Origin of the sequence: Hungatella sp. SB206 (assembly GCF_051132295.1) — a bacterium.
GTDB lineage: Bacteria > Bacillota > Clostridia > Lachnospirales > Lachnospiraceae > Hungatella > Hungatella effluvii.
Genome location: NZ_CP096603.1, coordinates 5,349,124 through 5,372,708 on the forward strand (window position 1 = coordinate 5,349,124; position 23,585 = coordinate 5,372,708).

Consider the following 23,585-nt stretch of genomic DNA (forward strand, 5'->3'; position numbering starts at 1 on the left):
TCTTCCCCTCCATTTATTCAATATTTTAATATTTATTATGCATATTATTTATTAAATGTCAAGTAAATATTTTTAATATTTATTATTTTATTATGATGATTGAATAAATATCCTTGCGTTTAAAATCTCCGCCTGATATAATAAAGCGGTCAAGGTGGTGATCAATCATGAGCTGTAAAGCAGCCTTAATTTCTTCCGCGGAACACTGTGACTACATCCGCGGAATTATGAAAAATATCGAATTGAATTATGAATTAGATTACGTAGTATGTCCTTCCTTTCAGGATCTGCCAAAGGTTTTTGCAGAGATTCAGAATCAGTATGACGCATTCTGCACGACGGGAGCATTTGCGAGAGAAGCAATCCTGCGGACACACGGCGCGGCAGAGAAGCCCTTCGTCAGCATTTCCGAATCGCCCGCCGAATTCTATCAGATCCTGTTTCATCTTCTATATGAAGACCGTACCTGTGATCTTTCCAGGATTGTATTTGACCACTCTCTCTGGATTCCCGGGCTTGAGGTCATTACAGCCCTCGATTATGCAAAGGGCAGCGCGCGGTTCGACGATAAAAAGCGCATGGAATTTCTGGCCCGCTTTTCTCTCGAAGAGCTTCTGGACGTGGACCGCATCATTGTGGAAAATGCTAAGGCACGGTGGGCAGACGGCGCCTTTGATCTTATCATCTGCCGTCACAGCTATGCCTACGCATTTTTAAAGGATAACGGCATCCCGTGTAAATTCGCGTATCCCACGCCGGATAATGTGATCGATTCGCTGGTTCACTTACAGGATGAGCTGAGCCTGATGCAGATGAACGATAATCTGCCTGGCGTCGTCTATTTAACCAGCCCCTCCATGCAGTCTGCTTCCGCGGAGGACATCATTCCGGAGAGCATTGAGCTTCAGAAGTGTCTGTTGGACTTCGATCAGGAATATACGACTGGACTGATGATGAAAAAGGCCCTGGGAGGATTTGAACTCTACACGACCAGACGTACGCTTCAGAGGATCACCGATAACTTCACCCAGTGCCGGCTCTGCACCTACATGCTTGGAAGGCTGGGAATGGAGCTGTCCGTAGGATACGGTATCGGCCGCGACGTCATGAGCGCCCGCACCCACGCTTTAGAGGCATACAATCTCTCAGTGAAAAGCGGAAAAAGCTATGTGATCGGCTGCTCAGGCAGTGTGCCAAGAGCGTTGGAAGATGCCGGCGTTCCTGCCGAAGAGGAGGTTTCCGAAAAGCTGAAAAAAGCGTCTCAGGATACAGGACTGTCCGTGATGACGCTGCAGCGTATACGTTCTGCAATAAATCTCCAGGGAGATTCTGACATCACAACGCAGAACCTGGCAGGCACCCTGCAGGTCACTGTAGCCAATGCAAACCGTTTCGTCAATCATCTTCTGTCCGCAGGCTATGCGGAGGTAGTCGGAGAAAAGAAGGCGCCGCTGCGCGGACGTCCCACCCGGGTCTACCGTATCGAACTTTAGAACATTTCTTCTAACCAGGAATCTCTGTTTAAAAAATAGAGATTCCTGGTTTTTTATTTATATTTATTATTTATTTTATAAAATACCCTTGATTTTATTTAATAAATATATTAAAATATTTTCAAATGTACTAAGGGGGAAACAATTATGGCTACAGAAAAAACAGGAGCTGATCAGGAGAAGCTGCAAAAGAAAGATATTATCGCCTATGGGGTCGGCGGCTTTGCAAGCACGCTTCCCAACCAGTTCCGCACCCAGTTCGGAATGAATTTTATGACAGACATGGCAGGCCTGCCGATTGGACTGGTGGGCACCTGCTCCATGTTAATGTCCATATGGGATGCAGTGAACGATCCATTGATCGGTAAAATTGTGGACAACACCAACACCAGACGGTGGGGCAAATACCGTCCTCACATGATCTTCGGCGCCATCGGCCTGGCCGTCATGATTCTGCTGCAGTTTTCCGTCCCTCCGCTGTCCTCCCGCGGACTAATCATCTATTACTGCGCCGTCATGATGCTGCTCTCCGTCTTTTTTACTCAGTTTACCGTGCCGTGGCAGGCACTGAACAGCGTGCTGTCCCATGACGCTCATGAGCGGAATCTGCTCCTCACCTCAAGACAGCTTTCCGGAGCGGTAGCCACTTCCGCAGTTGGACTCTTCACAATTCCCGTTATTACACATTTTAAAAATGCCTCTGCTGGATGGTTCTGTTCCGCTGCCATCGTGGCCATTCTGTGCGTCATTACGGCTTTTCTCGCAGCGAATGCAGCAAAAAAGAAGGATTATTACATGTCCATTGCAACGCCTCCAAAGCTCAGCTGGCGCAGACAGTCCAACGTTGTCTTTAAAAATCCCGCTGTTCTCTGCAACAGCCTGATGCTGGGCATGGTCAATCTCGGAATCTCGATCAATGCAACAATCAGTCTGTACTACATAAAATATGTGGTTGGCAGTCTTTCGATCCTGGCCGTCATCTCCGCCATACAGATATGCGTCAACCTGGTTCTGGTTCCATTTCTTCCCTCTCTCATGAGACGCTTCGGGAAGATCGCCATGCTGAGAATCAGTATGCTTCTCCAGTTTATCTCCGCGGTGATTCTGCTTGTGCTGCGTGAAAACGCAGTCTTATGGCAGGTGGTAATCATGAGCCTCTTCACCACAACCGGGCTGACCTTTTCCAATATCTGCTGTTTTGCAATGATTCCTGACTGCACCGATTATACCGAACTCCATTTCGGCTGTGCACAGGCCGGTTTTATCAATGCTTCCAGCACCTTTGTTCGGAAATTCTGCGGTTCCTTCTCTACTCTGATCGTCGGCAGCCTGCTGGCGTTCACAGGATATGCCGCCAACGTTCCAGTTTCAGTAAAAAGCGTCCATATGATTCTTGCCATAAAAATAGCCATTCCCATACTGACTCTGCTGGCAGTCCTGGTTTTGTCCTGTTTTTACCCCATAACAGCCGGATATGCCGTCAAAATGAGAAAAGTGCTGAAGAAAAAGCACTGCCTCGAAAACAAGCAACGCGGATAAAAAGAAGGGTTTTGCAGATGCTGCTGCAAAACCCTTCTTTTACTGATTCTGTCAAGTTCAGAGTGCGCTCCCCTTAGATGGAACAAACAGCGAAGACATGTCTGCGCCTTCCAGCTCCAGCAGCTTTATCTTCGCATCAATTCCGCCTGCGTATCCCGTCAGACTTCCGTTCGATCCCACGACACGGTGGCACGGGATGATAATCGAGATGGGATTGTGCCCGACCGCTCCGCCCACCGCCTGTCCCGACATGGTGGGCCTGTTTAATTTCACCGCCATTCGTTTCGCGATATCTCCGTAGGTGATCACGCTGCCATACGGAATTTCGCAGAGAATCTCCCATACCTTCTGCCGGAATTCGCTGCCCACAGGCGCCAGGGGCAGTTCCGAGGCCAACGGTTTCTCCCCTGAAAAATACCGGTTCAGCCACTGTTTCGCGGCGCTGAACACCGGCACATCATCATTTTCTGTCATGCTGCCTGCAATCGCACCGCCATAATACTTCTGTCCCTCCAGCCACAGACCGGTCAGCTTCTCTCCATCGGAGGCCAGGGTTATCACTCCCACAGGTGACGGACAGGCCGTCGAATAATACATAGGTAATCCCCCTTTGTTTTCATATAATCAACATCCGGTAATTTTACGGAGATCGGCCGGGAAGACGATTCCCGCCTGGCGTCTCGCCTCATCCATCACACGCAGTTCCATCAGGGAACATTCGTTGTCTTCCCGAACTCCTTCCCCGGTCTCAATCATGCGGAGCCAGTCCTTTACTTCTCCATCCAGGCTGTGCTCCGGAGGAAGATCAATAACCGTTTCCGCATTGCCTTTTCTGTCATAGAAAACCACGCTGCAGATATTCGTAATATTGTCGATCACCAGAGTCCCGTCTTCGCCCTGAATCTGACTTGGAAGACGGTTATTGGTTATTTTGGAGTAGAGAAGTTCCGCCTGCATGCCATCGTAGGAGGCCAGGATGGTACCCGCTCCTTCCACACCGTTGGAGAGAAGCAGGGAATCTGCGATAATCTTCTTCGGCATACCAAACAGCCGTACCAGCGGATGGACGCAGTAGACTCCGATGTCCATCAGAGCGCCGTTGGAAAACACCGGGTTGAATGCATTTTCAATGATTCCTTCCTTAAACTTATCGTATCGAGAGGAATATTTCGCATACTGGAAGCTGGCCCTCCGGATCGTCCCCACCATCGGAAGCACCTCTCTCAGCCGCAAAAATCCTTCCTCATGGACCGAACGCATGGCTTCCATAAGAACTGCGCGGTTCTCTCCCGCAATCCGGACCAGTTCCTTAAGCTCCGCCTCATTGGAGGTTATGGTCTTCTCACAGAGCACATGTTTTCCATGGGACAGCATCAGCGCCGCCTGTTCGTAATGAAGGCTGTTAGGGCTGGCGATATAGACTGCATCTACATCCTCCGCTTCCGCAACCTCCATTAAATCCGTACACCACCGCTCCGCTCCGTGTTTCATGCAAAACGCCTCCGCCGTCCCCCTGTTTCTGGAATAAACCAGGCTGCAGTTGATCCCGTCACACGCCTGGACCGCCTTCATAAACCAGTCCGCCACAAAATTTGTTCCTATGGTTGCACATCGTATCATATGTCAATTCCTCCTGCCATTTCTATTCATCCATTATAGCGAAAGAGAGGGACAATTGCAATGCGAACGGATTACAATAACCGCACGGCAAAGTCTTTCACGAATCTTTGGCCTATGGTACAATGGATTCACAGGATTATGGCCGGAGAGCTTCGTCCGGCTGTATAAAGTCTGAAAGAAAAAGGGAGGGATATCATGTGGCATAAATGCGGGAAGAAGTTACTTTCATTCAATTGATATGCTTTACTTTGAGGAGATTATTTATGACAAATAAGGAAATACTGGAAATAGCATTAGAACAATCCGCAGTCGACTGCAGCTGCAGCGCGGAAGATTTTTTGCAGGCAGAAAACCGGGTTGTACTGTCGAAACCGCACAGAAACGCGAGAAAATATCTGCCTCTGCCGCTGGAATGTGACCTAGTATCCTACGGCAATAACATTGTAGCTCAGGTGAGTGAACGGCTGGCCGGCATTGTTAGCGTCTACATAGAAAAATATCCAGTTGAGCATTGTTTTGAGACGCCTAATATAAACGCTTTAAACGACTCTCTGGCCGCTTACGATTTAAAGGTATGCTTTATGGCAGAATACTTTCTGCCTGATCTGACACAACTGAAGGAGCTGCCCTGTGAATTCGAGACAAGAGTCCTGCATAAAGGCGATTTTTCTGATCTGTATACGGAGGAATGGAGCAACGCCCTATCCAGCGAAAACAGAGGGTTCGATGTTCTTGGCGTGGGAGCCTACGATCACGGCAGGCTAATCGGACTCGCCGGCTGCTCTGCCGACTGTGAAACCATGTACCAGATCGGGATCGACGTTCTTCCCGCTTACAGACGAAAAGGGATCGCGGCCGCATTGACCAGCAAACTGGCGCTGGAAATCATCGCTTTGGGGAAAGTTCCCTTTTATTGTGCCGCATGGTCCAACTTAAAGTCCGTCCGCAACGCAATAAAATGCGGTTTTCGGCCGGCCTGGGTAGAACTGACTGCCAGAAACAGTGAATTCGTGGACAACATAAATGGCCTGAAATAAACCATGGGGACCGTGTGCGCCGGAACACTCCGGCGGGCACAGTCCCCATGAGCCGTTACTGGCGCAGCAAAAAATCCCTGACATGATCCTTCACAATCTGATAGGACTCGTCATCTCCATATTTGATATTGATACACTGCCTTCCGGTTTTACAGGCAGGTACCATTCTGGCTATGTTGGTTACATATCCTTCCTCTGAAAAATGGATAGAAAAATGATTTTTGGCTGCGGAGACAGCAATATATCCGTCCTTCATTTTTTCACCCGCCAGCCACATTGGCATTGAAAAGCATATTTTAGAATCGATCTGCGGATACTGTTCGCGCATGAATCCGATGAAATCGCTGACATACTTTTTTCCATTTTCACTTAAGTTATCTGTGTATTCTGTTACCGAACTGGCGCTCATGGGCAGACCTCCATTTTGGAATGTATTTTATGATTATGCAAAAGCCCGGCGCCTCCCCCGCAGTTTTCCTCCACAGTTTCAGCCGCCGGGCCAAAGCGTTTCTTTCTTAAAGCAGAATCATCCGGGCCTCATACGGTCTTAAAATCTCGTCATTCTCTCCATCCTGATAATTGCACAGGAGCCTTTTTTTTCCTTCCCACATCTCCTTTAAAGGGCACCAGGTTTCACTGCCGAAGAAATTGCAGAGTACCAGCAGGCGGACGCCTTCCCATTCTCTCACGTATGCAAATATATTCGGATCGTCCTCCAGAAGCAGTTGGAAGCTTCCATGTACAAAGACAGGATACTCTTTCCTTAAACGAATCAGTCTCTTATAATAATGGAAGACCGATTGAGGATCCGCCAGTTCTCCTTCCGCGTTGATTTCCCCGTAATTCCCATTGATCCGGATCCAGGGAGTTCCATCTGTAAATCCGGCTCCCTCGCCGCAGTTCCACTGCATCGGCGTTCTGGCATTGTCCCGCCCTTTGGCGTGGATAGACCGCATGATCTCCTCCTCGGAATACCCGGCTTCCAGACGTTCCTCATACATATGAAGCGTCTCGATGTCCCGATACTCTCCGATCTCATAGTCCGTGTTCGTCATGCCCAGTTCCTCTCCCTGGTAGATATAGGGCGTTCCCTGCATACCGTGGAGAACCGTGGCCAGCATCTTAGCCGACTCCACACGGTACTCCTTGTCATTACCCCACCGCGATACGATCCGCGGCAGATCGTGATTGTCCCAGAAAAGGCTGTTCCAGCCGCTCCCCTGCAGCTCACACTGCCATTTGTTTAAAACTTCCTTGAGTTTTACGAAAGGAAGGGGCGCCAGATCCCATTTCTCCCTGCCCGGTACGGAATCCAGCATAATGTGCTCAAACTGGAACACCATGGAGAACTCGCTTCCATCCGGCGCACTGTAGAGCTTTGCACGCTCCGTATCGGCGCCCCAGCACTCGCCTACGGTGACACAATCCCCTTTCTGGAACGTCTCCCGGCTCAATTCCCGGATAAATTCATGAAGGCGCGGTCCATTGCCCGTAATCTTTAAGTCCGGTTCCTTGGCGATCTGATCGATGACGTCTAAGCGGAAGCCGCCCACGCCTTTGTCCATCCACCAGCGGATCATCTCGTAGATTTCCCTCCGTACTGCTTCATTTTCCCAGTTTAAATCCGGCTGTTTGACGGAGAACTGATGAAAATAGTACTGTGACAGTTCCGGTACCCACTCCCATGCCGGACCGCCGAAGCAGGCTCTCATGTCATTGGGAAGAACGCCCTCCTCACCGTCGCGCCAGACGTAGTAGTCATGGTATGGATTATCCTTACTCTTCTTCGCCTCTAAAAACCACCGGTGTTCATCCGATGTATGGTTTAAGACCAGATCCATGATGATCTTAATCCCATGCTCTCCCGCCTCTTTAATCAGGCGTTCCATGTCCTGGAGGCTGCCGAACAGCGGATCAATATCCTGATAATCTGAGATATCATACCCGTTGTCGTCCTGAGGTGACTTACACACAGGTGAAAGCCAGACGGCATCGATCCCCAGTTCCTCCAGGTAATCCAGTTTTTCTATGATTCCGTTCAAGTCTCCGATTCCGTCCCCGTCGCTGTCCTTAAAGCTTCTGGGATATATCTGATAGATCACCGATGTTTTCCACCATTTTTGCTCATTTCTGTCTGCCATAGTCTTTCCATTTCCTCCAGCGTATCATTACTTCCATTCACACTCACTTTGCAGCGTAAACCCTCCGTTTTACAGGTGCCAGATATCCTTATTGTACTCCTCGATGGTTCTGTCTGAAGAGAAGTATCCGGCCTTCGCAATATTAACCAGGGACTTGCGGGCCCAGGAACGCTCATCCTCGTAATCCGCCAGCATCTGCTCTTTCACCGCAATGTATTCTCTCAAATCCAGAAGTGTCATAAACCAGTCTTTGGAAACCAGTTCTTTATAAAGCCTTCCTAAATTAACCGGATCACCGGTTAAGATCATCTTTTTGCTGATGATAAAGTCCACCAGCTCCTCCACGAGGCTGTCGCTCTCATAAATCTTTCTGGAGCAGTAACCGCTGGTTTCATAGAGCTTAATAACCTCATCGGAGGATTTTCCGAAAATATAGATGTTATCGTCGCCCACAAGCTGATGAATCTCCACATTGGCGCCATCCTCGGTTCCCAGAGTCACCGCGCCGTTTAACATAAACTTCATGTTGCCGGTTCCGGACGCCTCCTTGGAAGCCAGGGAAATCTGCTCGGAAATGTCGCAGGCCGGAATCAGCTTCGCAGCTTTGCTCACATTGTAATTTTCCACCATCACGACCTTTAAGTACGGGCTCACTTCCGGATCGCTGTCGATCAGCTCCTGCAGACAGAGAATTAAATGGATAATATCCTTGGCAATCGTATAGGCCGGGGCAGCCTTAGCTCCGAAAATCATGGTAATGGGACGCTTCGGCAGATTGCCCTTCTTAATCTCCAGATACTTATAAATTGCGTAAAGCGCGTTCATCTGCTGGCGCTTGTATTCGTGGAGACGCTTCACCTGGATATCGTAAATGGAATTTTCGTCAATCTCGACTCCCTGGGTACTCTTCAAATACTTCTTTAAGTCCAGCTTTGCATTCTGCTTAATCTGGCGGAGACGGTCCAGAACTGCCTCGTCCTCCTGATACACAAGGAGTTTTTCCAGCTCCTCCGCGTGAATCTTATAGCCGGATCCGATCAGCTCCTCAACATAGGAAGCCAGCTCATGGTTGCAGTGCAGCAGCCATCTGCGGAACGTGATGCCGTTCGTCTTATTATTGAATTTTTCCGGGTAAATATCGTAAAACGGCTTCAGCTCTGATTCCTCGAGAATCTGTGTATGAAGAGCCGCAACGCCGTTGACGCTCTGCCCGTAATGGATATCGATATGAGCCATATGAACGCGTTCCTGCTCGTCGATGATATAGACCTTCTCATCGTGGAAATCGCGTCTCACCCTCTTATCCAGCTCCCGGATAATCGGCATCAGCTGCGGAACCACTTTTTCCAAATAGGAAGCCGGCCATTTTTCCAGAGCCTCTGCCAAGATGGTGTGGTTGGTGTACGCACACGTCTTTCTCACCACATCGATGGCTGTGTCGATGTTAAAGCCTCTTGCCATCAGGAGGCGGACCAGTTCCGGAATCACCATGGTCGGATGGGTATCATTGATCTGAATAACTACATGCTCATGGAGATGGTAGAGATCAAATCCGCGCTCTTCCGTCTCTTTTAAAATCAGCTGAGCCGCGTTGCTCACCATGAAATACTGCTGGTAGATGCGCAGAAGCTGTCCCTTCTCGTCGCTGTCGTCCGGATAGAGGAAGAGGGTTAAGCCCCGCCGGATATCTTCTTTATCGAACTCGATTCCGTCATGGATGATGGATTCGTCCACCGAGTCTAAATCGAATAAATGGAGGGAATTCTTTCCGCCTTTGTAGCCTGGCACGTCAATGTCATACATGGTGGAGGTCACGGTAAGATCCTTAAACGGCACTTCAAACCGAACATCCGTCCTTGTCAGCCAGTCGTCCCCGGTCATCCACGGGTTCTTCTCTTCCCTCTGCTTATGGTCTGCAAAGGTCTGTTTAAAGAGGCCGTCATGGTAATTTAAGCCCACGCCGTCGCCCGGCAGCTCAAGCGTCGCAATCGAGTCGAGGAAGCAGGCCGCCAGCCTTCCGAGGCCGCCATTTCCCAGCGATGGCTCTGTCTCCGCCTCTTCGATATCCGCAATATCGATTCCGTGCTTCTTTAAGACTTCCGCCGTCTCATCAAACAGGCCGAGGTTGATCAAGTTGTTGGAAAGCAGCTTTCCAATTAAAAATTCCGCCGAAATATAATAGAGCTTCCTGCTGCCCGCATTCTTTTTTAGATCCTTCATCCTGCCCTTTACAATGGTAAGAAGCGCATGGTAGATTTCCTCCATACAGGCTTCCTCAAGAGTTTTTCCAAATCTTTCGCCCAGAACTTTATTTAATTCCTGTTCCATCATCATCGATTCTCCTTTACTTATACTTTTTCCAAAGCTTCATATACACGGAGGATTTCACCCACACTCCACGCCTGGGCAAAACAGCCCTTCGAAGAAACGGGATTTTTCCCGTCATAAATCTCAGGAAGCTGCCCGGCGCATCCTTCCCGCATGGCGCCTTCCAAAACCTCCAGCTGGCGGCATACTTCCGCCTTCGCCTCCCTGCTGTACCCATGTACCTTCAGATATGCGAGGTAGTATCCGCCCAGCGGAAACATCCAGACCGTACCCTGATGATACGCCAAATCCCTGTCAAGCTGACTGCCTCCGTAAAATGGTCTGAACTCCTTCTCATCCTCAGAGAGAGTTCTCAGTCCATAAGGAGTATACAACTTTTCCGCCACAGTTTCCACCACCTGTTTCTCTTTTTCCGGTGAAAGCATGGAAAAAGTCATGGAGACCGCCCAGATCTGGTTACAGCGGATTTGATTGTCAGCGGCCGCTCTGCCGCCGTCTTCTGTCCCGGAGATCACATCTTTTAAGCAGTGTTTTTCCTCCAGCCAGAATTTTTCATTAAAAGACTGTTTTACAAGCTCCGCCAGACGGCCGCAGCGAACGGCGGAAGCGGCTGTACCGGCGGCCGCTGTGTCATCGGACGACGCGGCGATCCCGCCCAATCTCTCCATAATCCGCAGCGCATTATACCAGTAAGCGTTAATCTCTACCGGTTTCCCGTGGCGTGGTGTGGGAAGTATGTCGCCAATCCGCACATCCATCCAGGTTACCTGGTCGAAGCCCTTTCCCGCTGCGATCAGCCCGTCTTCATCCATGTGAATACCGAACTCCGTCCCTTCCTCATACCGCTTCACGATATGCTCCATGACCGGATAGCACTCTCTTACAAAGGATATGTCATTTGTCCTCTCAAAATACAGATAAACGCTGTTGATAAAAAGAAGCGCCGCATCCACCGTGTTATACATGGGCTCGCTGCCGCCTTCGGGGAAGAGATTCGGCATCAGCCCGTTCTTCTCCGCCTTCAAAAATGTCCTTAAAATGCTCTTTACCGTCTCGAACCGCCCCGTCGCCAGAGCGCATCCGCCCAGCGCGATCATGGTATCCCGGCCCCAGTCCTCGAAAAAAGGATATCCGGCCAGAATCGTATCTCCCCCTGTGGATTCCCGGCGGGCGATAAACTGTGCCGCGCTCTTAGCCAGCATGGAAGCTGCCTCAGACTGAAAACCGGCCTGTCTCTCCAGTTCCCGGCGATATCGGACCGCGCCTTCCAGTATGGCCTCCGCCGTTTCCGTCACCGGTTTGAGAGAGTAAACGATTTCCAGACTGGAACACGCCCCGGCGCCAGCCGTTAAGCTGACCCCATGGTTGGCCAGAGCCCTCCCGGTCTCCCTCCGTCCGTCACAGGCGTCATAAGCGTAGTAGTACGTCTCATAAACCGGTTCGAAGGCAGTCACAATGCCGTCTGTAGAAAAATAGAGGTCCAATCCCGCCGAACTGACCCGGCCGTCAGAACAGGAAAACGCCTGATCCATGTCCAGATCGTCCCCCTTCTTTACAAACTGCAGAAAAGGAACTACTAAAAGAGTACACGCCTCTCTCCTGTGATTCTGAATCTCATACCGGACGGCAATTGTATTCTCCCCCTGTTTCATGGCCGCGGTCTTTCTAACTTCGACTCCGGCCGTGTGGTACATCCACACGGGGCAATCCTCAAACTGAAAGGAGGACAGGCGGAGGTATCCGTCTTCCGGTTCCTTTCCGTCTGCAAACTCCTGGCTGGAGAGATATTCCGCGCCCTCTGCCGTAACCAGCCTCTCACGCAGCCTGTGAATCATGTGATACCTGTGATTCGGTGCCTTCGTGCAGGCCATAAAAAACGCATGGTCGTTGCGGGCAGCTGAGCCGATCACGGTTTCCGATGAAAAGCCGCCGAGCCCGTTGGTCAGCAGATAACAGTTCTCCTGGCCGCGCTCCAGTGTTTTAAAATCCTGTTTTCCATATACAAGCTTCATCGCGCTGCCTCCTGTTTCATCTCTGTTTTCCGTCCCATGATAACCGCGGAAACCGGCGGCAGAATCAGAAGGCCCGAATACGTCTCTCTCTGCGGCCGTCTCCACATCCCGCTGTCTCCATCCTTTAAAAATGCTTCCCACTCCCCTTCCGGAAGTGTCACCTTCACCGGACGGCGGCGGCTGTTGTAGGCGATAAAGAGCGTGTCACAGAGCCCCTCTCCCCTGTATCGGTTATCCACCTGGAAGCTGACGACGCCCTTTCGGTTTGCATTCTTCTTAAAAATGCGTTTTCCGGCTTCCTCCGATTTATCGCAGAGGCCCGGAAGGCATTTTCTCAGCGCAATCAGGTCTTTATAAAAATGAACCAGTTCTTCGAATTCATACGCCCGTTTATAGTCCAGGCGGTTCAAGGAAATGGGAGCTTCAAAGCTGTTGTCATCTCCCTCTTTTGTCCGCGCAAACTCTTCGCCCGAAAGGAAGAATAAGCGTCCCTGGCATGTAAAATACACAGAAACCGCCAGCTTATACGCCCGCATGACCTCCTCCGGTCTTTCATAAAAGCCTTTCCTGTCACAGCGGCTCATGTGCAGTGCCAGCGAGTGATCGTTGCGGGTCATGGAAAGGATCAGTTTATCCCAGAGCGTCAGGTTATCGTGGGCCGAAACGTAGCTTAAGACACGTTCCGGCGAACCAGCGTGGAATGCCCCTCCCCTGTCGCACCAGGCTGAAGCCGCGTGCATGATCTCCCGCTCCAGTCCTTCCCCGCCATTTACAAAACCGGGTTCCATGGCTTCGAACACGTGGCCCTTAACCGCATCCCTCGTGTTGTCGCAGAACATGGCGACGCGGGGATTCAGTCTCTTTTCATTTTCTTTCAAGGCCTGATGAAAGCCGGGTTCCATGGGCGTCTCGTTCGCAGCCCACGGCTCCCCGTAGATCAGCTTCTCACCCATGCCGTACCGCTTATCCAGCTCTTCCTGGATCCGGTTCATCAGTTCCGTCGGGAGCAGCCCCATTAAATCAAACCGAAAGCCGTCCATATGGTATTCCTCTGTCCAGTAAAGGACCGAGTCCAGGATAAATGACGCAGCCATCTCCCTCTCGGCGGCAAAATCATTGCCGCATCCGGAGCCGTCGGAAAGCGTTCCGTCTTCCTCCTGGCGGTAGTAATACCATGGCACAACCCGCTGGAAGGAAGAATCCGCCGAGTAGGTGTGGTTATAAACCACGTCCATGATGACCCGAAAACCGTTCCGGTGCAGCGTCTGCACCAGCTCCTTCAGTTCCTTTATCCGCACCTCCCCGCGGGCCGGATCGGTAGAATAGGAGCCTTCCGGCACATTGTAGCAGACCGGATCATAGCCCCAGTTAAACTGGTCCCGGTCTCCGGCCTCATCGACGGAGCCGAAATCATAGACCGGCATCAGCTGGATATGGGTAACGCCCAGCTCCTTTAAATACCGGATTCCGGTTGGGTGGACGCCATCCCCGAACAGGGTGGTATCCTCCACTGTAAACGCCCGGTACGTTCCCCTCAACTCCTCCGGAAATCCCGCGCTCCCGTCCCAGGAAAACTCCTTCACATGAAGCTCGTAGATAATGTCCTCACGCTGCCTTTTCGGAGCCTGGTCCGACTCCCAGCCTTCCGGGTCTGTCTTTCCAAGCTCTACCGCCATACTGCGCCTGCTGTTGATTCCGCAGGCTCTTGCATACGGGTCCCCGGTCCGGCGCGTCTCATGGCCAATGCTCACATCATAATCGTAATACGTACCGTGAAGACATTCCTCCGTCCGGTACATCCATACGCCTTTCTCTCCCCGTTCCATGGAGACGGAGCGAATACAGCCGCTCTCGTCCCCATCCGGGTAGAGATGGAGCTCCACCCGGTCCGCGACCGGACTCCACAGCTTAAACACAGTCCCGTCACTGCCGCAGGCAGCGCCCAGATCATGGCCGTCATAGATGTAATTTTTCTTAAATGTGCTGTCTGCATAGAAGCGTTTCAGCTCTCTTGCTGTCATTTTCTTCGTCATAGTCATTCCTCAGCCTTCCTGATGCTGCGTTACCCTTTCACTGCACCGGACATGCCATTCACATAATACTTCTGCATACACAGAAACAGGATCGCAATCGGTATGGATATCAGCACCGCGCTGGCCGCAAAGCTGGTGTACCAGTTGTCAATATATTCCTTTTCCAGCATTCTCCATAAGCCGATCGCTATCGTATACTGGTCCGAATTGGCGCGGCAGATTACCTTTGCAAAGATAAAATCCACCCACGGCGAGATAAAGGAGGTCAGCACCGTGTAGATGATAATCGGTTTGCTTAATGGCAGTGTAATCTTTGAAAATATCTGCCAGCGGTTGCAGCCGTCGATTAAAGCCGCCTCGTCAATGGCACGCGGTACTGTGTCAAAGAAGCCCTTGGCAATCTGAAATGTCAGTCCCGCGCCTCCGGAGTAACAGAGTATGAGCGCCAGGCGGATCAGATTACCTTCCGTCAGTCCAAGAGCCTTCAGGATAAAATACACCGCCACCATGGACATGAAGCCAGGAAACAGACCCAGAATCATCGCCATGTTCATGTACGGCTTTCTCATACGGAACTTAAGCCGGGAGAGACAGTAGGATACCGCCAGCACATAGAACGTGGACAAAATGCAGGAACACACCGCGATGAACAGCGTATTGGCGAACATACGCGGGAAGTTTAAAATTGTCGTATCCGTGAAAAGCCTGGTATAGTTTGCCAGCGTATACGCCTTGGGAAAGAAGGTGGACACATAGGAGCCCTTTTCCGCACGGAAGCTGGTGAGCACCACCCAGATGATGGGAAACACCCAGACTGCCGCCAGAATGGCAAGAGCCGTGTGAACCAGGATATTATTTACCGTCTTAACCTGCTTTGCCGATCTCATTTTCTTCATATTAGAATGCCTCCTCATCTTTATAGGATTTGCTGTTGCGGTACGTGAGCAGCGCTCCCACGGCCAGAATGATAAACGTCAGGATACCGATGACTGCGCCGATGTTGTAATACTGTTTATCAATCGTCAGCTTATAGAGCCAGGTGACGAGAAGGTCCGTCTTGCCCGCCGTAGAGGCTAAATCCGTCACCGGATCGCCGCCGGATAATAAGTAGATGACATTGAAGTTATTGACATTGCCGGTAAATGTGGCAATCAGGTACGGCGTGGTGATGTAAAGCATATATGGAAGCGTGATCTTAAAGAAGGTCTGGAAGGCATTGGCGCCGTCCACTCTCGCTGCCTCGTATACGTCGGCCGGGATGCTCTGAAGGACACCGGTCAGCTGAAGCAGCGTATAGGGAACTCCCACCCAGATGTTGATGACGATAATGGTTACGCGGGCCCAGGTTGGATTGGTAAAAAACGGCAGGCTGGCATCAGCTCCAATCAGCCCGATATTTCTCAGGAGCACATTAACGGCGCCGTTAGGCTGCAGCATCGTTCTCATAATCAGCAGCGATACGAACATGGGAACCGCGCAGGAAAGGACGAAACAGAACCGCCAGAAGCCTTTGGCCTTCGTCTCCTTCCGGTTGATGGCGATCGCAAGGATCATACCGAAGATATAGTTTGTGAAGGTGGCAAAAAACGCCCACACCAGAGTCCATGACAGGACTGACCAGAAGGTACTTCCCAGGATACTGCCGGAATCAAACAGCGCCCGGAAATTATCGAGGCCGACCCAGTCAAACAGGACCAGATGGTTGTCGATTTTGCTGTAATTGGTAAACGCCATGCAGATCATGAAGATCAGCGGCAGCACGGTAAAACTGAAGATAAAGGTCAGCGGCGGCGTCATGAAGAGGCGGTATAAATTTTCGTGGAGCAGACTCTTTAAATCTTCCGCGAAATTGTTCACATGCTTTCCCGCCTTATCGAGGCATTCCGCCTTATAGGCGCTCTTCACTGCGCCGTACCATGCGGCCGCCATGAGTACGGTCAGAAACAGCACCGCCACTCCATAGAGCAGGATCAGCACAGACTGGTCTCCCTTCGTGTATAAGTAGACCTGGTTCACCTCGTCCCAGACCACCTGCTGCCCCACGGTTCCAAGACTTCCCAGCATGGAGATGCAGTGAAAGCCGGTCATAATCATAAATACCACGTAAGCCGCTTCGATTGCCATGTAAATCAGGCCCTTGGCGACCTGTTTATGTACAATATTTCCCAGACCCATCAAAACCATGGACAGCTTCGTCTCTGCGCCGCCGTTTTTAAGCGCCTCCCGGAAGGACCAGGCTGCTGCAAATTCTAATTTACCCGTTAACTTTCCCATAGATTCATCCCCCTAAATTCCATTGCTGTTCATCGCAGCATTCATGGCTTCCGTCTGTTCCCCTGCATTCTCGTGGGTTACGTTCCCATTCCGGATTCCCTTGCCCATGTTCTCCACCGGAACCCAGCAGTTATTCATGGCTGCGACGAACGGCTGAAGGATTGACGTACGGTTGAAGGTGTCATTCTGTGCCGCTACCAGCGCATCGCTGGCAATGTCCGGTTCTTCCATCAGCTCTAAGTTACACGGAACCACATTTCTCAGTTCATAGTGAAGCTTCTGTGCCTCCGCAGAGCCTAAGTACACGGCAAGCTGGACCGCAGGGACCATATTGGACGACTCCGGATTCACTCCGATCGCCTTGGAACCGGCATACGCCGTCATCTGCCGCTCTTCGCCGTTTAACGTATAGGCAGGAAGGGCCGACACGCCCATGTTGTCGCCGAGGATCTCTTTCACTGACGCCATATCCCAGGAGCCGGAGAAGATGGCCTGTATGCTTCCGTCCCGGAGACCGGCCATTCCCGATCCATCCGCGTCCACCCGGAAATTCGGATTGGCGATTAAATCAACTAAGTAGTTGGTGACCTCCAGTGCCTTCTCTCCGCCGAAATCGACACCCTGCGACTCATCGGTTCCGTCCCCGAACAGGGAGCAGCCGTTTCCTATATAAAAGGAAGGTAAATACCAGGAGTTGGTAAAGGGAAAGGAAACCACGCCTTTAGTCAGCATCTGATCCAGGTTCTTAATGTCATCCTCGGAAAACACGCTCTTGTCGTAATACATAAACCAGGTGTTGGTAGTAAACGGAACACCGTACAACTCACCGTCCATGGTCACAGAATCGATGACTTCCTTCGAGTTTGTCGATTCGATCTCTTCCCGGTACTTTCCGCCGAACTTCACCAATGCACCGGCGTCTGTCATGATCGTCAAGGTGTCGTTGGCATACATGAACACGTCTGCGCTGGCCTCCGCATCCTGCGCCACCTGGTTGGCGGCCGTAGCCTCGTCAGCGACTCCATACACGAACGTGATATCCCATTCCGGATGCAGCTTGGCAAACTGTTCACAGCTCGTCTGCAGCCACTGGCCGCTGTCCTTCGACTGATCCTCGGAAGGCGACCACACCATCAGTCTGACCTCTTCCCTTCCTCCCTGTCCCGATGATGCCTTTCCACAGCCGCCAAGCATTCCGGCGGTCATCACGGCTGCCGCCGCCAGGGTGAGCGTTAATCCCAACTCTCTCTTCATTCCCATCTTCCTCCTTGTTATGAGTTCGCAGAGACCAGCCTTTCTGTCTTCTGCATGCGATACGTGTCACCCGCGTGTGTCGAGATTATTTCAAGCTGAGGTGCAGTGACTTTCTCAAAAAAGTTTCGTTTAGTTTCGTATATTTGTATCATACTCCATCTTTTTCCGTACGTCAAGACTATTTTAAGGAATTTTATCTAACTTTCTCCTCTTCATCCTTCTCTTTTTCAACGAAAGAACGATTTATTTGTTTTTGCATTTTGACATTCAGACGAAACAAGCCGAAAATTCTTATTTTGATTTTGTATATTTTATTGCATTTTTTTATTATTTTATATATAATGGACTGGAAAGCAGCCGGAATGACTGTCTGAATTATCGGAAAGAACTGGAGAAGAATATGGTAACGATAGCGGATATTGCTGATAAATTGGGGATTTCCAAGGGTACGGTATCCAAAGCCCTGAGTGATGCCCCCGACATAAGCGAAACTTTACGAAAAACAATTTTAGAGACAGCAGTCGAGATGGGATACACAAAACTTCGCAGAAAAAGAAATGTTTCCAAGAAGGTCTGCGTCCTTATTTATAATATGGAATACACCTCGCCCGGGCACTTCGGCTACGACATCATTATGGGATTTCGCCAGATGGCCGAGCCGGCCGGCTTAACCGTGGACGTGATTCCCATTACCAAAAGCCTGCAGAAGACCACACCCTACGACGTGTTCATGCTGGAAAACGATTACATCGGCTCCCTGGTCATGGGTATCTCCTTAAGCGAACCCTGGATCGCGGATTTTAAGACGAGCCGCACTCCCGCGGTTCTGTTTGACAACTATGTCATGGGGAATCCCTCCGTCGCCAGCGTCGCCGTGGATAACGATGAGGGGATGGAACTGGCGGTGAACCATTTAAAGAGCCTGGGCCACAAGAAGATTGGATACTTAAGCGGGGCGCTGGGCTCCCACGTCTTTTTAGTACGCCACCGGGCTTTCTTTGCAGCGCTTAAGGCAAACGGCCTTCCAGCCGATCCTCAGCTGTCAGGAAGCTCCTATTACATTTCCGAATGCATTCAGAAGCATCTGCCGCGGCTTCTGGAACGCGGCGTGACTGCCATCATCTGCAGCCACGACCAGCTGGCCAACGCGGCCATGGTCCAGTGCCAGGAGCTGGGAAAGAAGATCCCCGAGGACTTAAGCATCATCGGCTTCGATGATCTGCCGATGAGTCCCTACATGGCGCCCCCCTTAACCACAATCCGCCAGGACCGCCCTCAGCTGGGAAAGTGCGGATACTACGCGCTGGACAGCCTGTTAAACGGCGTTCCGATCGGCACGATCCTGCTGCATCCGCAGTTGATTTTGAGAAGTTCATGCGGAGCAGGGAAATAAGGCAGGCAGTACGCAGGCCACATGCATTCCATTTGTTCCTCCTTTTTATCGGGGCAGCTGGCTGTTACAATTCACGGCCCCACCGCGAGCCTCTGCCGCCTGGTGCTGTGAATTGTAACAGCCGGATTGTATGGGGCATTATTTCTAATCTTTCTGTTCCATTTTCCCTGTTACTCTGCTATAATAAATACATTCACTTTATGAGCGGAACCTCTTCCGTTCATTCTGATTATCTGGCATTTCGCCAATCTATTCACTCAAACACACCTGAAAAAGGAGATCATGCGTATGAAAAACACAGAGTATCTGTCTAACGGTATGGGCGGTATTGTGCTGCCCGAAAAGGAGGCTCGGAGAATTCTGGAGACGTCGCCGGCCTATGAAGAGTATTTAAACCTGACCGAAGACTACAAAAGGGAGATTTTTGACATTGTCAGGGGCGCAAAAGGGGTAAAGATCACATATGACCCGTTTTTTAAACACATATTTGATCCCGTACTTCACGGGGAACGATTGTCCCGCCTGCTGACGGTTATTATTGGACAGAAAGTAACGGTAAAACAGGTTCTGCCTTCTCAGTCCAGGCGTCTGGCGGCCGAGGCGTCGTTAATTATCATGGATATCGTTGTGGAACTGGAAAACGGTGCGTTGGCCAATGTGGAGATTCAGAAGGTGGGATACCACTTTCCTGGACAGAGAAGCGCCTGCTATTCCTCGGATCTGGTCATTCGTCAATATGACCGGCAAAAGAGCAGGAAAAAGAAAAAGTTTTCATACCGCGACCTCCAGAAGGTCTATACGATCGTATTGGTGGAGAACAGTTCGTCTGAATTTCATAAGGTTCCGGACCAGTACATCCATCGCTCCAGTCAAAAATTTGACACAGGACTGGAGCTGAATCTGCTGCAGGAATATATCTTTATAGCGCTTGACATTTTTAAGGAAATCACTCACAATATAGATAAAGAGCTGGATGCGTGGCTGTATTTTTTGAGCACGGATAAACCAGAAGACATAAAACGAGTGATTGAGACGTATCCCGCTTTTCTGGAACTATACAAAGAAATAGCTGCATTTCAGAGGGAACCGGAGGAGTTGATTGCGATGTACAATGAGACGCTGGCCATGTATGATAAGAACACAGTGGAACTGATGATTGAAGAACAGCAGGAAGAGATCAGAAGACTTGCAGAAGCGTTGGAACGGAAAGATAATGAACTTGAACGGAAAGATGATGAGCTGGAACGGAAAGATGATGAGCTGGAGCGCCTGCGTCAGGAAATCATCAGGCTGAACGGTAATATCGAGAAGTAAAGGAATCTCTATCGATCGCATACAAGCTTATTGCATTGGGGCATACTAGGGCGTAAGTTTCGGTGAATTATGCAACGCTCCAGGCCCTCGAATCCACGTTTGCTGCCGATGAGAACTGTATAAAGCCGCCTTGTCAATACAAGACGGCTTTATACGTTATGTCTTTATACCACACTACTCAAAGAAAAAAATCACATTTTCCAAGCAAAACGAAAGCTCCTTAAACACGCTCCGCCTCATACACCATCTCTTCCGCTTCCGCCTCTTCCCTCGGAAGGATCAGATTCAGTGCAATCGACATGATACTGGACATCACGACCGCCGATTCCCCAAATATGGTTCTGGCCCAGTCCGGGAACAGTCCCAGACAGTCCGGAGCCTGGATCACGCCGATACCGACGGCAACGGACAGGCCCACGATCGAGATGGTGCGGGCGGTCAGTTCTTCCTTCACGATCAGCTTAATTCCTGTCATGGCGATCATGGCGAAGACGGACACCGTCGCGCCGCCCAGCACGCAGGAGGGGATGGTCGTCAGCAGCGAGGCGAACTTCGGAATAAATCCGGCCAGAAGGATGATAACAGCTGCCGTACCGATCACAAACCGGTTTACCACCTTTGTCATAATGACAATTCCCACATTCTGGCTGAATGTCGCCGTGGGGATTCCGCCAAACAGACCGCCCAGTATGCAGGCGATTCCATTCCCGATTATCCCTCCGCACATCTCATTCTCCGTGGCCTCCCGGTCCAGGCCGCCTCCCGCTGTGGAGGTAAAGTCCCCGATTGCCTCTACCGATCCCACAATACACATGATTGTCATCGATATGATCGAGGTGAGTTCAAATTTAATGCCAAAATGCAGCGGTGTCGTAATCTGAAACCATCCCGCCTCCGCTACAGGGGCGAAGGAAACCTTTCCCAGCACAAGGGCCAGAACGTAGCCGCAGGCCATCCCGATCAGGATCGATGCCATTTTCGTGATCCCTTTCGTAAAGTGATTGCAGAAAAGTACGACGCCCAGCGTAAAAAGTGCGATTGCCCAGTTAAGAGGGCTTCCAAAGTCCGCCGCTCCCGTGCCGCCGGCCATGTAATTCACCGCCGTCGGATACAGGGAAAGACCAATCGTAAAGACCACTGTCCCCGTCACAATGGGTGGAAACAGCGCGTTGATCTTCTTATAGAAGACACCGACCAGGATCGCAACCGCGCCGCCCACCAGCTGCGCCCCGAAAATGGTGGGCAGGTCAAACCTGCTTCCCAGCGATATCAGCATGGGTATGTATGCAAAGCTGGCGCCCATAATGACGGGAAGGCCGGAGCCGCAGTATTTATGGACAGGAAACACCTGGATCAGCGTCGCAACCGCGGATATGAGCAGCGCCGCCTGGATCAGGATAATCTGGTCCTCCCGGCTGGCGCCTGTCACTCCCGCGACGATGATGGCCGGCGTCACACAGCCTACGATCATGGCAACCACATGCTGGAGCGCCAGGGGCAGTGTCTGGGACATTTTGGGTATTCCATTTAAATCAAAAACCGAAGCATTTCTTTTCTCATTCATCTCACGATCCTCACTTTATATTCAGAAGTTTTTCCACAGCCGCGTTGGCCTTCGATACGATCTTTTCCTCTTCCACATTGACGAGACGGCCCTGCTCTACCACGACCTTCCCGTTCACAACCGTGTAATCCACAGCACCTTTGAATCCGATGCAGGACAGCAGTGATTTCGGGTCGTATTGTCCGCCGACCAGTTCGATGCGGTCCAGGGCTATGGCAAAGAAATCCGCCGCCATCCCCTCGGCTAAATGTCCCAGTTCCTCTCGCCCGAGAATCGATGCGCTCCCTCTCGAAGCCATCTTTAAGATATCGTAACCGGCTGGAGCCCCACTGCTGGAATTCAGGCGGTGAAGCAGATAGGCCACCCGCATCTCCTCCAGCATATTGGAGCCGTCGTTACTGGCGCTTCCGTCTACGGCCAGTCCGGTTTTTACTCCCATCCGCAGCATTTCCGGGATTCTGGCAATGCCTGAGGAAAGCTTCATGTTGGAGACAGGGCAGTGGGCCACTCCAGTCCCCGTCGCTGCCAGAAGTTCCAGTTCCTCTGTGTTAAAATGGATTCCATGAGCATACCAGACGTCGTCTCCGATCCATCCCAGGCTCTCCATATAGGCCAGCGGACGCATGCCGTAATGCTCCAGGGTGAACGCCTCCTCGTCCTTCGTCTCCGCCAGGTGCGTATGGAGGCGGACTCCCAGGCTGCGGGCCAGGGCCGCTGATTCTCTTAAGAGACCGCCGGTCACGCTGAACGGCGAACAAGGCGCCAGCGCAACGGTATGCATGGAATACCTGGAAGAATCATGATACTTCTCAACCACCGCCTGCGAATCCTTTAAAATCTCATCGATCGTCTGAACCACGCTGTCCGGAGGCAGTCCCCCGTCCTTCACACTCAAATCCATGCTGCCCCGCGTGGCCGCCATCCGAATTCCCAGGGCGTCCGCCGCCGCAAACTGCGCGTCAAGAAGTGCTCCGGCGCTGTGCTCCGGAAACACGTAGTGATGGTCTAAGCACGTCGTGCAGCCAGTCTTTAACAGCTCCCCCATTCCAGTTAAGGAGCTGTAATAGACACTGTCGCCGTCGATGCCCTTCCATATCTCATATAAAGTTTTCAGCCATGGAAAGAGTTCCATGTTTTGTACCTGTGGAAGATTTCTTGTGAAGGTTTGATATAAATGATGATGGGAATTAATAAGTCCCGGATAGACAACCATCCGGGACGCATCAATTATTTTATCAGCTGTTTTTTCTTCTGTTCCAATGTAGGTAATTACCCCATCTGTCACCAGCATGTTAATATCCGTCATAAACCTGTCGTTGTCGTCACATGTCACAAGATACTTTACGTTTTTCATCAATAGAGTTTCTGCCATTTCAATTCCTCCTGAATTTTTTACGTAAAAATATGCATTGTTTCATACAACTATACTTCTGGTATACTGCTGGCGGACAGGGACGCTCACGATTCGTCCCTTCATATCGTCAAGACTAATGTCACCGAATATAAATTGGGAGAAAATATGCCGCGTGAACCCAGCTATGTTTTAAACAGCCATATAGAGATGTACTTATCAAGGTGCAATT

Annotated in this window: 17 protein-coding genes; 5 read left to right on the forward strand and 12 right to left on the reverse strand. The window is 50.8% G+C overall.

The window, feature by feature from the left end; all coding sequences use genetic code 11:
• Nucleotides 1-167: 167 nt before the first annotated feature.
• Together M1L66_RS23835 and M1L66_RS23840 are read left to right on the forward strand one after the other, a co-directional pair.
• Complete coding sequence (locus tag M1L66_RS23835) at nucleotides 168-1,493, forward strand: hypothetical protein (RefSeq protein ID WP_434688618.1); 1,326 nt, start codon at nucleotides 168-170, stop codon at nucleotides 1,491-1,493.
• Nucleotides 1,494-1,640: 147 nt separating this feature from the next.
• Complete coding sequence (locus M1L66_RS23840; protein ID WP_187023973.1) at nucleotides 1,641-3,032, forward strand: MFS transporter; 1,392 nt, start codon at nucleotides 1,641-1,643, stop codon at nucleotides 3,030-3,032.
• A 57-nt stretch (nucleotides 3,033-3,089) separates the two neighbouring features.
• Here M1L66_RS23840 and M1L66_RS23845 read toward each other — a convergent pair whose 3' ends face one another.
• Both M1L66_RS23845 and M1L66_RS23850 read right to left on the reverse strand, forming a co-directional pair.
• Entirely contained in the window at nucleotides 3,090-3,629 is a 540-nt protein-coding gene (locus M1L66_RS23845) for a methylated-DNA--[protein]-cysteine S-methyltransferase (RefSeq protein WP_434688619.1), read from the reverse strand.
• A 27-nt stretch (nucleotides 3,630-3,656) separates the two neighbouring features.
• Complete coding sequence (locus tag M1L66_RS23850) at nucleotides 3,657-4,652, reverse strand: Gfo/Idh/MocA family protein (RefSeq protein WP_187023971.1); 996 nt, start codon at nucleotides 4,650-4,652, stop codon at nucleotides 3,657-3,659.
• Nucleotides 4,653-4,915: 263 nt separating this feature from the next.
• Between M1L66_RS23850 and M1L66_RS23855 the strand changes: the two genes are divergently transcribed.
• Complete coding sequence (locus tag M1L66_RS23855; RefSeq protein ID WP_187023970.1) at nucleotides 4,916-5,689, forward strand: GNAT family N-acetyltransferase; 774 nt, start codon at nucleotides 4,916-4,918, stop codon at nucleotides 5,687-5,689.
• A gap of 55 nt (nucleotides 5,690-5,744) precedes the next feature.
• On the opposite strand, the gene M1L66_RS23860 is transcribed toward M1L66_RS23855, so the two are convergent.
• From M1L66_RS23860 to M1L66_RS23895, 8 genes are all read right to left on the reverse strand, one after another.
• Nucleotides 5,745-6,098, reverse strand: coding sequence for a DUF1801 domain-containing protein (locus tag M1L66_RS23860; RefSeq protein ID WP_187023969.1), 354 nt, complete (start codon nucleotides 6,096-6,098; stop codon nucleotides 5,745-5,747).
• Between the two features lie 106 nt (nucleotides 6,099-6,204).
• The gene (locus tag M1L66_RS23865; RefSeq protein ID WP_434688620.1) at nucleotides 6,205-7,830 is read right to left on the reverse strand and encodes a glycoside hydrolase family 13 protein; all 1,626 of its coding nucleotides are present in this window, start codon (nucleotides 7,828-7,830) and stop codon (nucleotides 6,205-6,207) included.
• A 69-nt stretch (nucleotides 7,831-7,899) separates the two neighbouring features.
• The gene (locus M1L66_RS23870; protein ID WP_187024000.1) at nucleotides 7,900-10,158 is read right to left on the reverse strand and encodes a glycogen/starch/alpha-glucan phosphorylase; all 2,259 of its coding nucleotides are present in this window, start codon (nucleotides 10,156-10,158) and stop codon (nucleotides 7,900-7,902) included.
• A gap of 20 nt (nucleotides 10,159-10,178) precedes the next feature.
• Entirely contained in the window at nucleotides 10,179-12,170 is a 1,992-nt protein-coding gene (locus M1L66_RS23875; RefSeq protein ID WP_434688621.1) for an amylo-alpha-1,6-glucosidase, read from the reverse strand.
• Nucleotides 12,167-14,203, reverse strand: coding sequence for a type I pullulanase (gene pulA, locus M1L66_RS23880; protein WP_187023999.1), 2,037 nt, complete (start codon nucleotides 14,201-14,203; stop codon nucleotides 12,167-12,169). Before pulA ends, M1L66_RS23875 begins: the two co-directional genes overlap by 4 nt.
• A gap of 29 nt (nucleotides 14,204-14,232) precedes the next feature.
• Nucleotides 14,233-15,099 carry a sugar ABC transporter permease gene (locus M1L66_RS23885; protein WP_055659361.1) on the reverse strand — a complete coding sequence of 289 codons (867 nt, stop codon included), beginning with the start codon at nucleotides 15,097-15,099 and terminating at the stop codon, nucleotides 14,233-14,235.
• A gap of 1 nt (nucleotide 15,100) precedes the next feature.
• The gene (locus M1L66_RS23890) at nucleotides 15,101-16,477 is read right to left on the reverse strand and encodes a carbohydrate ABC transporter permease (protein ID WP_434688622.1); all 1,377 of its coding nucleotides are present in this window, start codon (nucleotides 16,475-16,477) and stop codon (nucleotides 15,101-15,103) included.
• Between the two features lie 12 nt (nucleotides 16,478-16,489).
• Nucleotides 16,490-17,731 (reverse strand): extracellular solute-binding protein, encoded by a 1,242-nt coding sequence (locus M1L66_RS23895; protein ID WP_434688623.1) that lies wholly within the window; start codon nucleotides 17,729-17,731, stop codon nucleotides 16,490-16,492.
• Nucleotides 17,732-18,131: 400 nt separating this feature from the next.
• On the opposite strand from M1L66_RS23895, the gene M1L66_RS23900 reads away from it, so the two are divergent.
• On the forward strand, nucleotides 18,132-19,124 hold the full coding sequence (locus tag M1L66_RS23900; RefSeq protein ID WP_434688624.1) for a LacI family DNA-binding transcriptional regulator: 993 nt from the start codon (nucleotides 18,132-18,134) through the stop codon (nucleotides 19,122-19,124).
• Between the two features lie 288 nt (nucleotides 19,125-19,412).
• Complete coding sequence (locus M1L66_RS23905) at nucleotides 19,413-20,438, forward strand: PD-(D/E)XK nuclease family transposase (protein ID WP_187023964.1); 1,026 nt, start codon at nucleotides 19,413-19,415, stop codon at nucleotides 20,436-20,438.
• 220 nt (nucleotides 20,439-20,658) lie between these two features.
• On the opposite strand, the gene M1L66_RS23910 is transcribed toward M1L66_RS23905, so the two are convergent.
• Both M1L66_RS23910 and M1L66_RS23915 read right to left on the reverse strand, forming a co-directional pair.
• Entirely contained in the window at nucleotides 20,659-22,002 is a 1,344-nt protein-coding gene (locus tag M1L66_RS23910) for a uracil-xanthine permease family protein (protein ID WP_434688625.1), read from the reverse strand.
• Between the two features lie 10 nt (nucleotides 22,003-22,012).
• Nucleotides 22,013-23,374, reverse strand: a complete 1,362-nt coding sequence (locus M1L66_RS23915) for an 8-oxoguanine deaminase (RefSeq protein ID WP_434688626.1) — start codon at nucleotides 23,372-23,374, stop codon at nucleotides 22,013-22,015.
• Nucleotides 23,375-23,585: the final 211 nt, after the last annotated feature.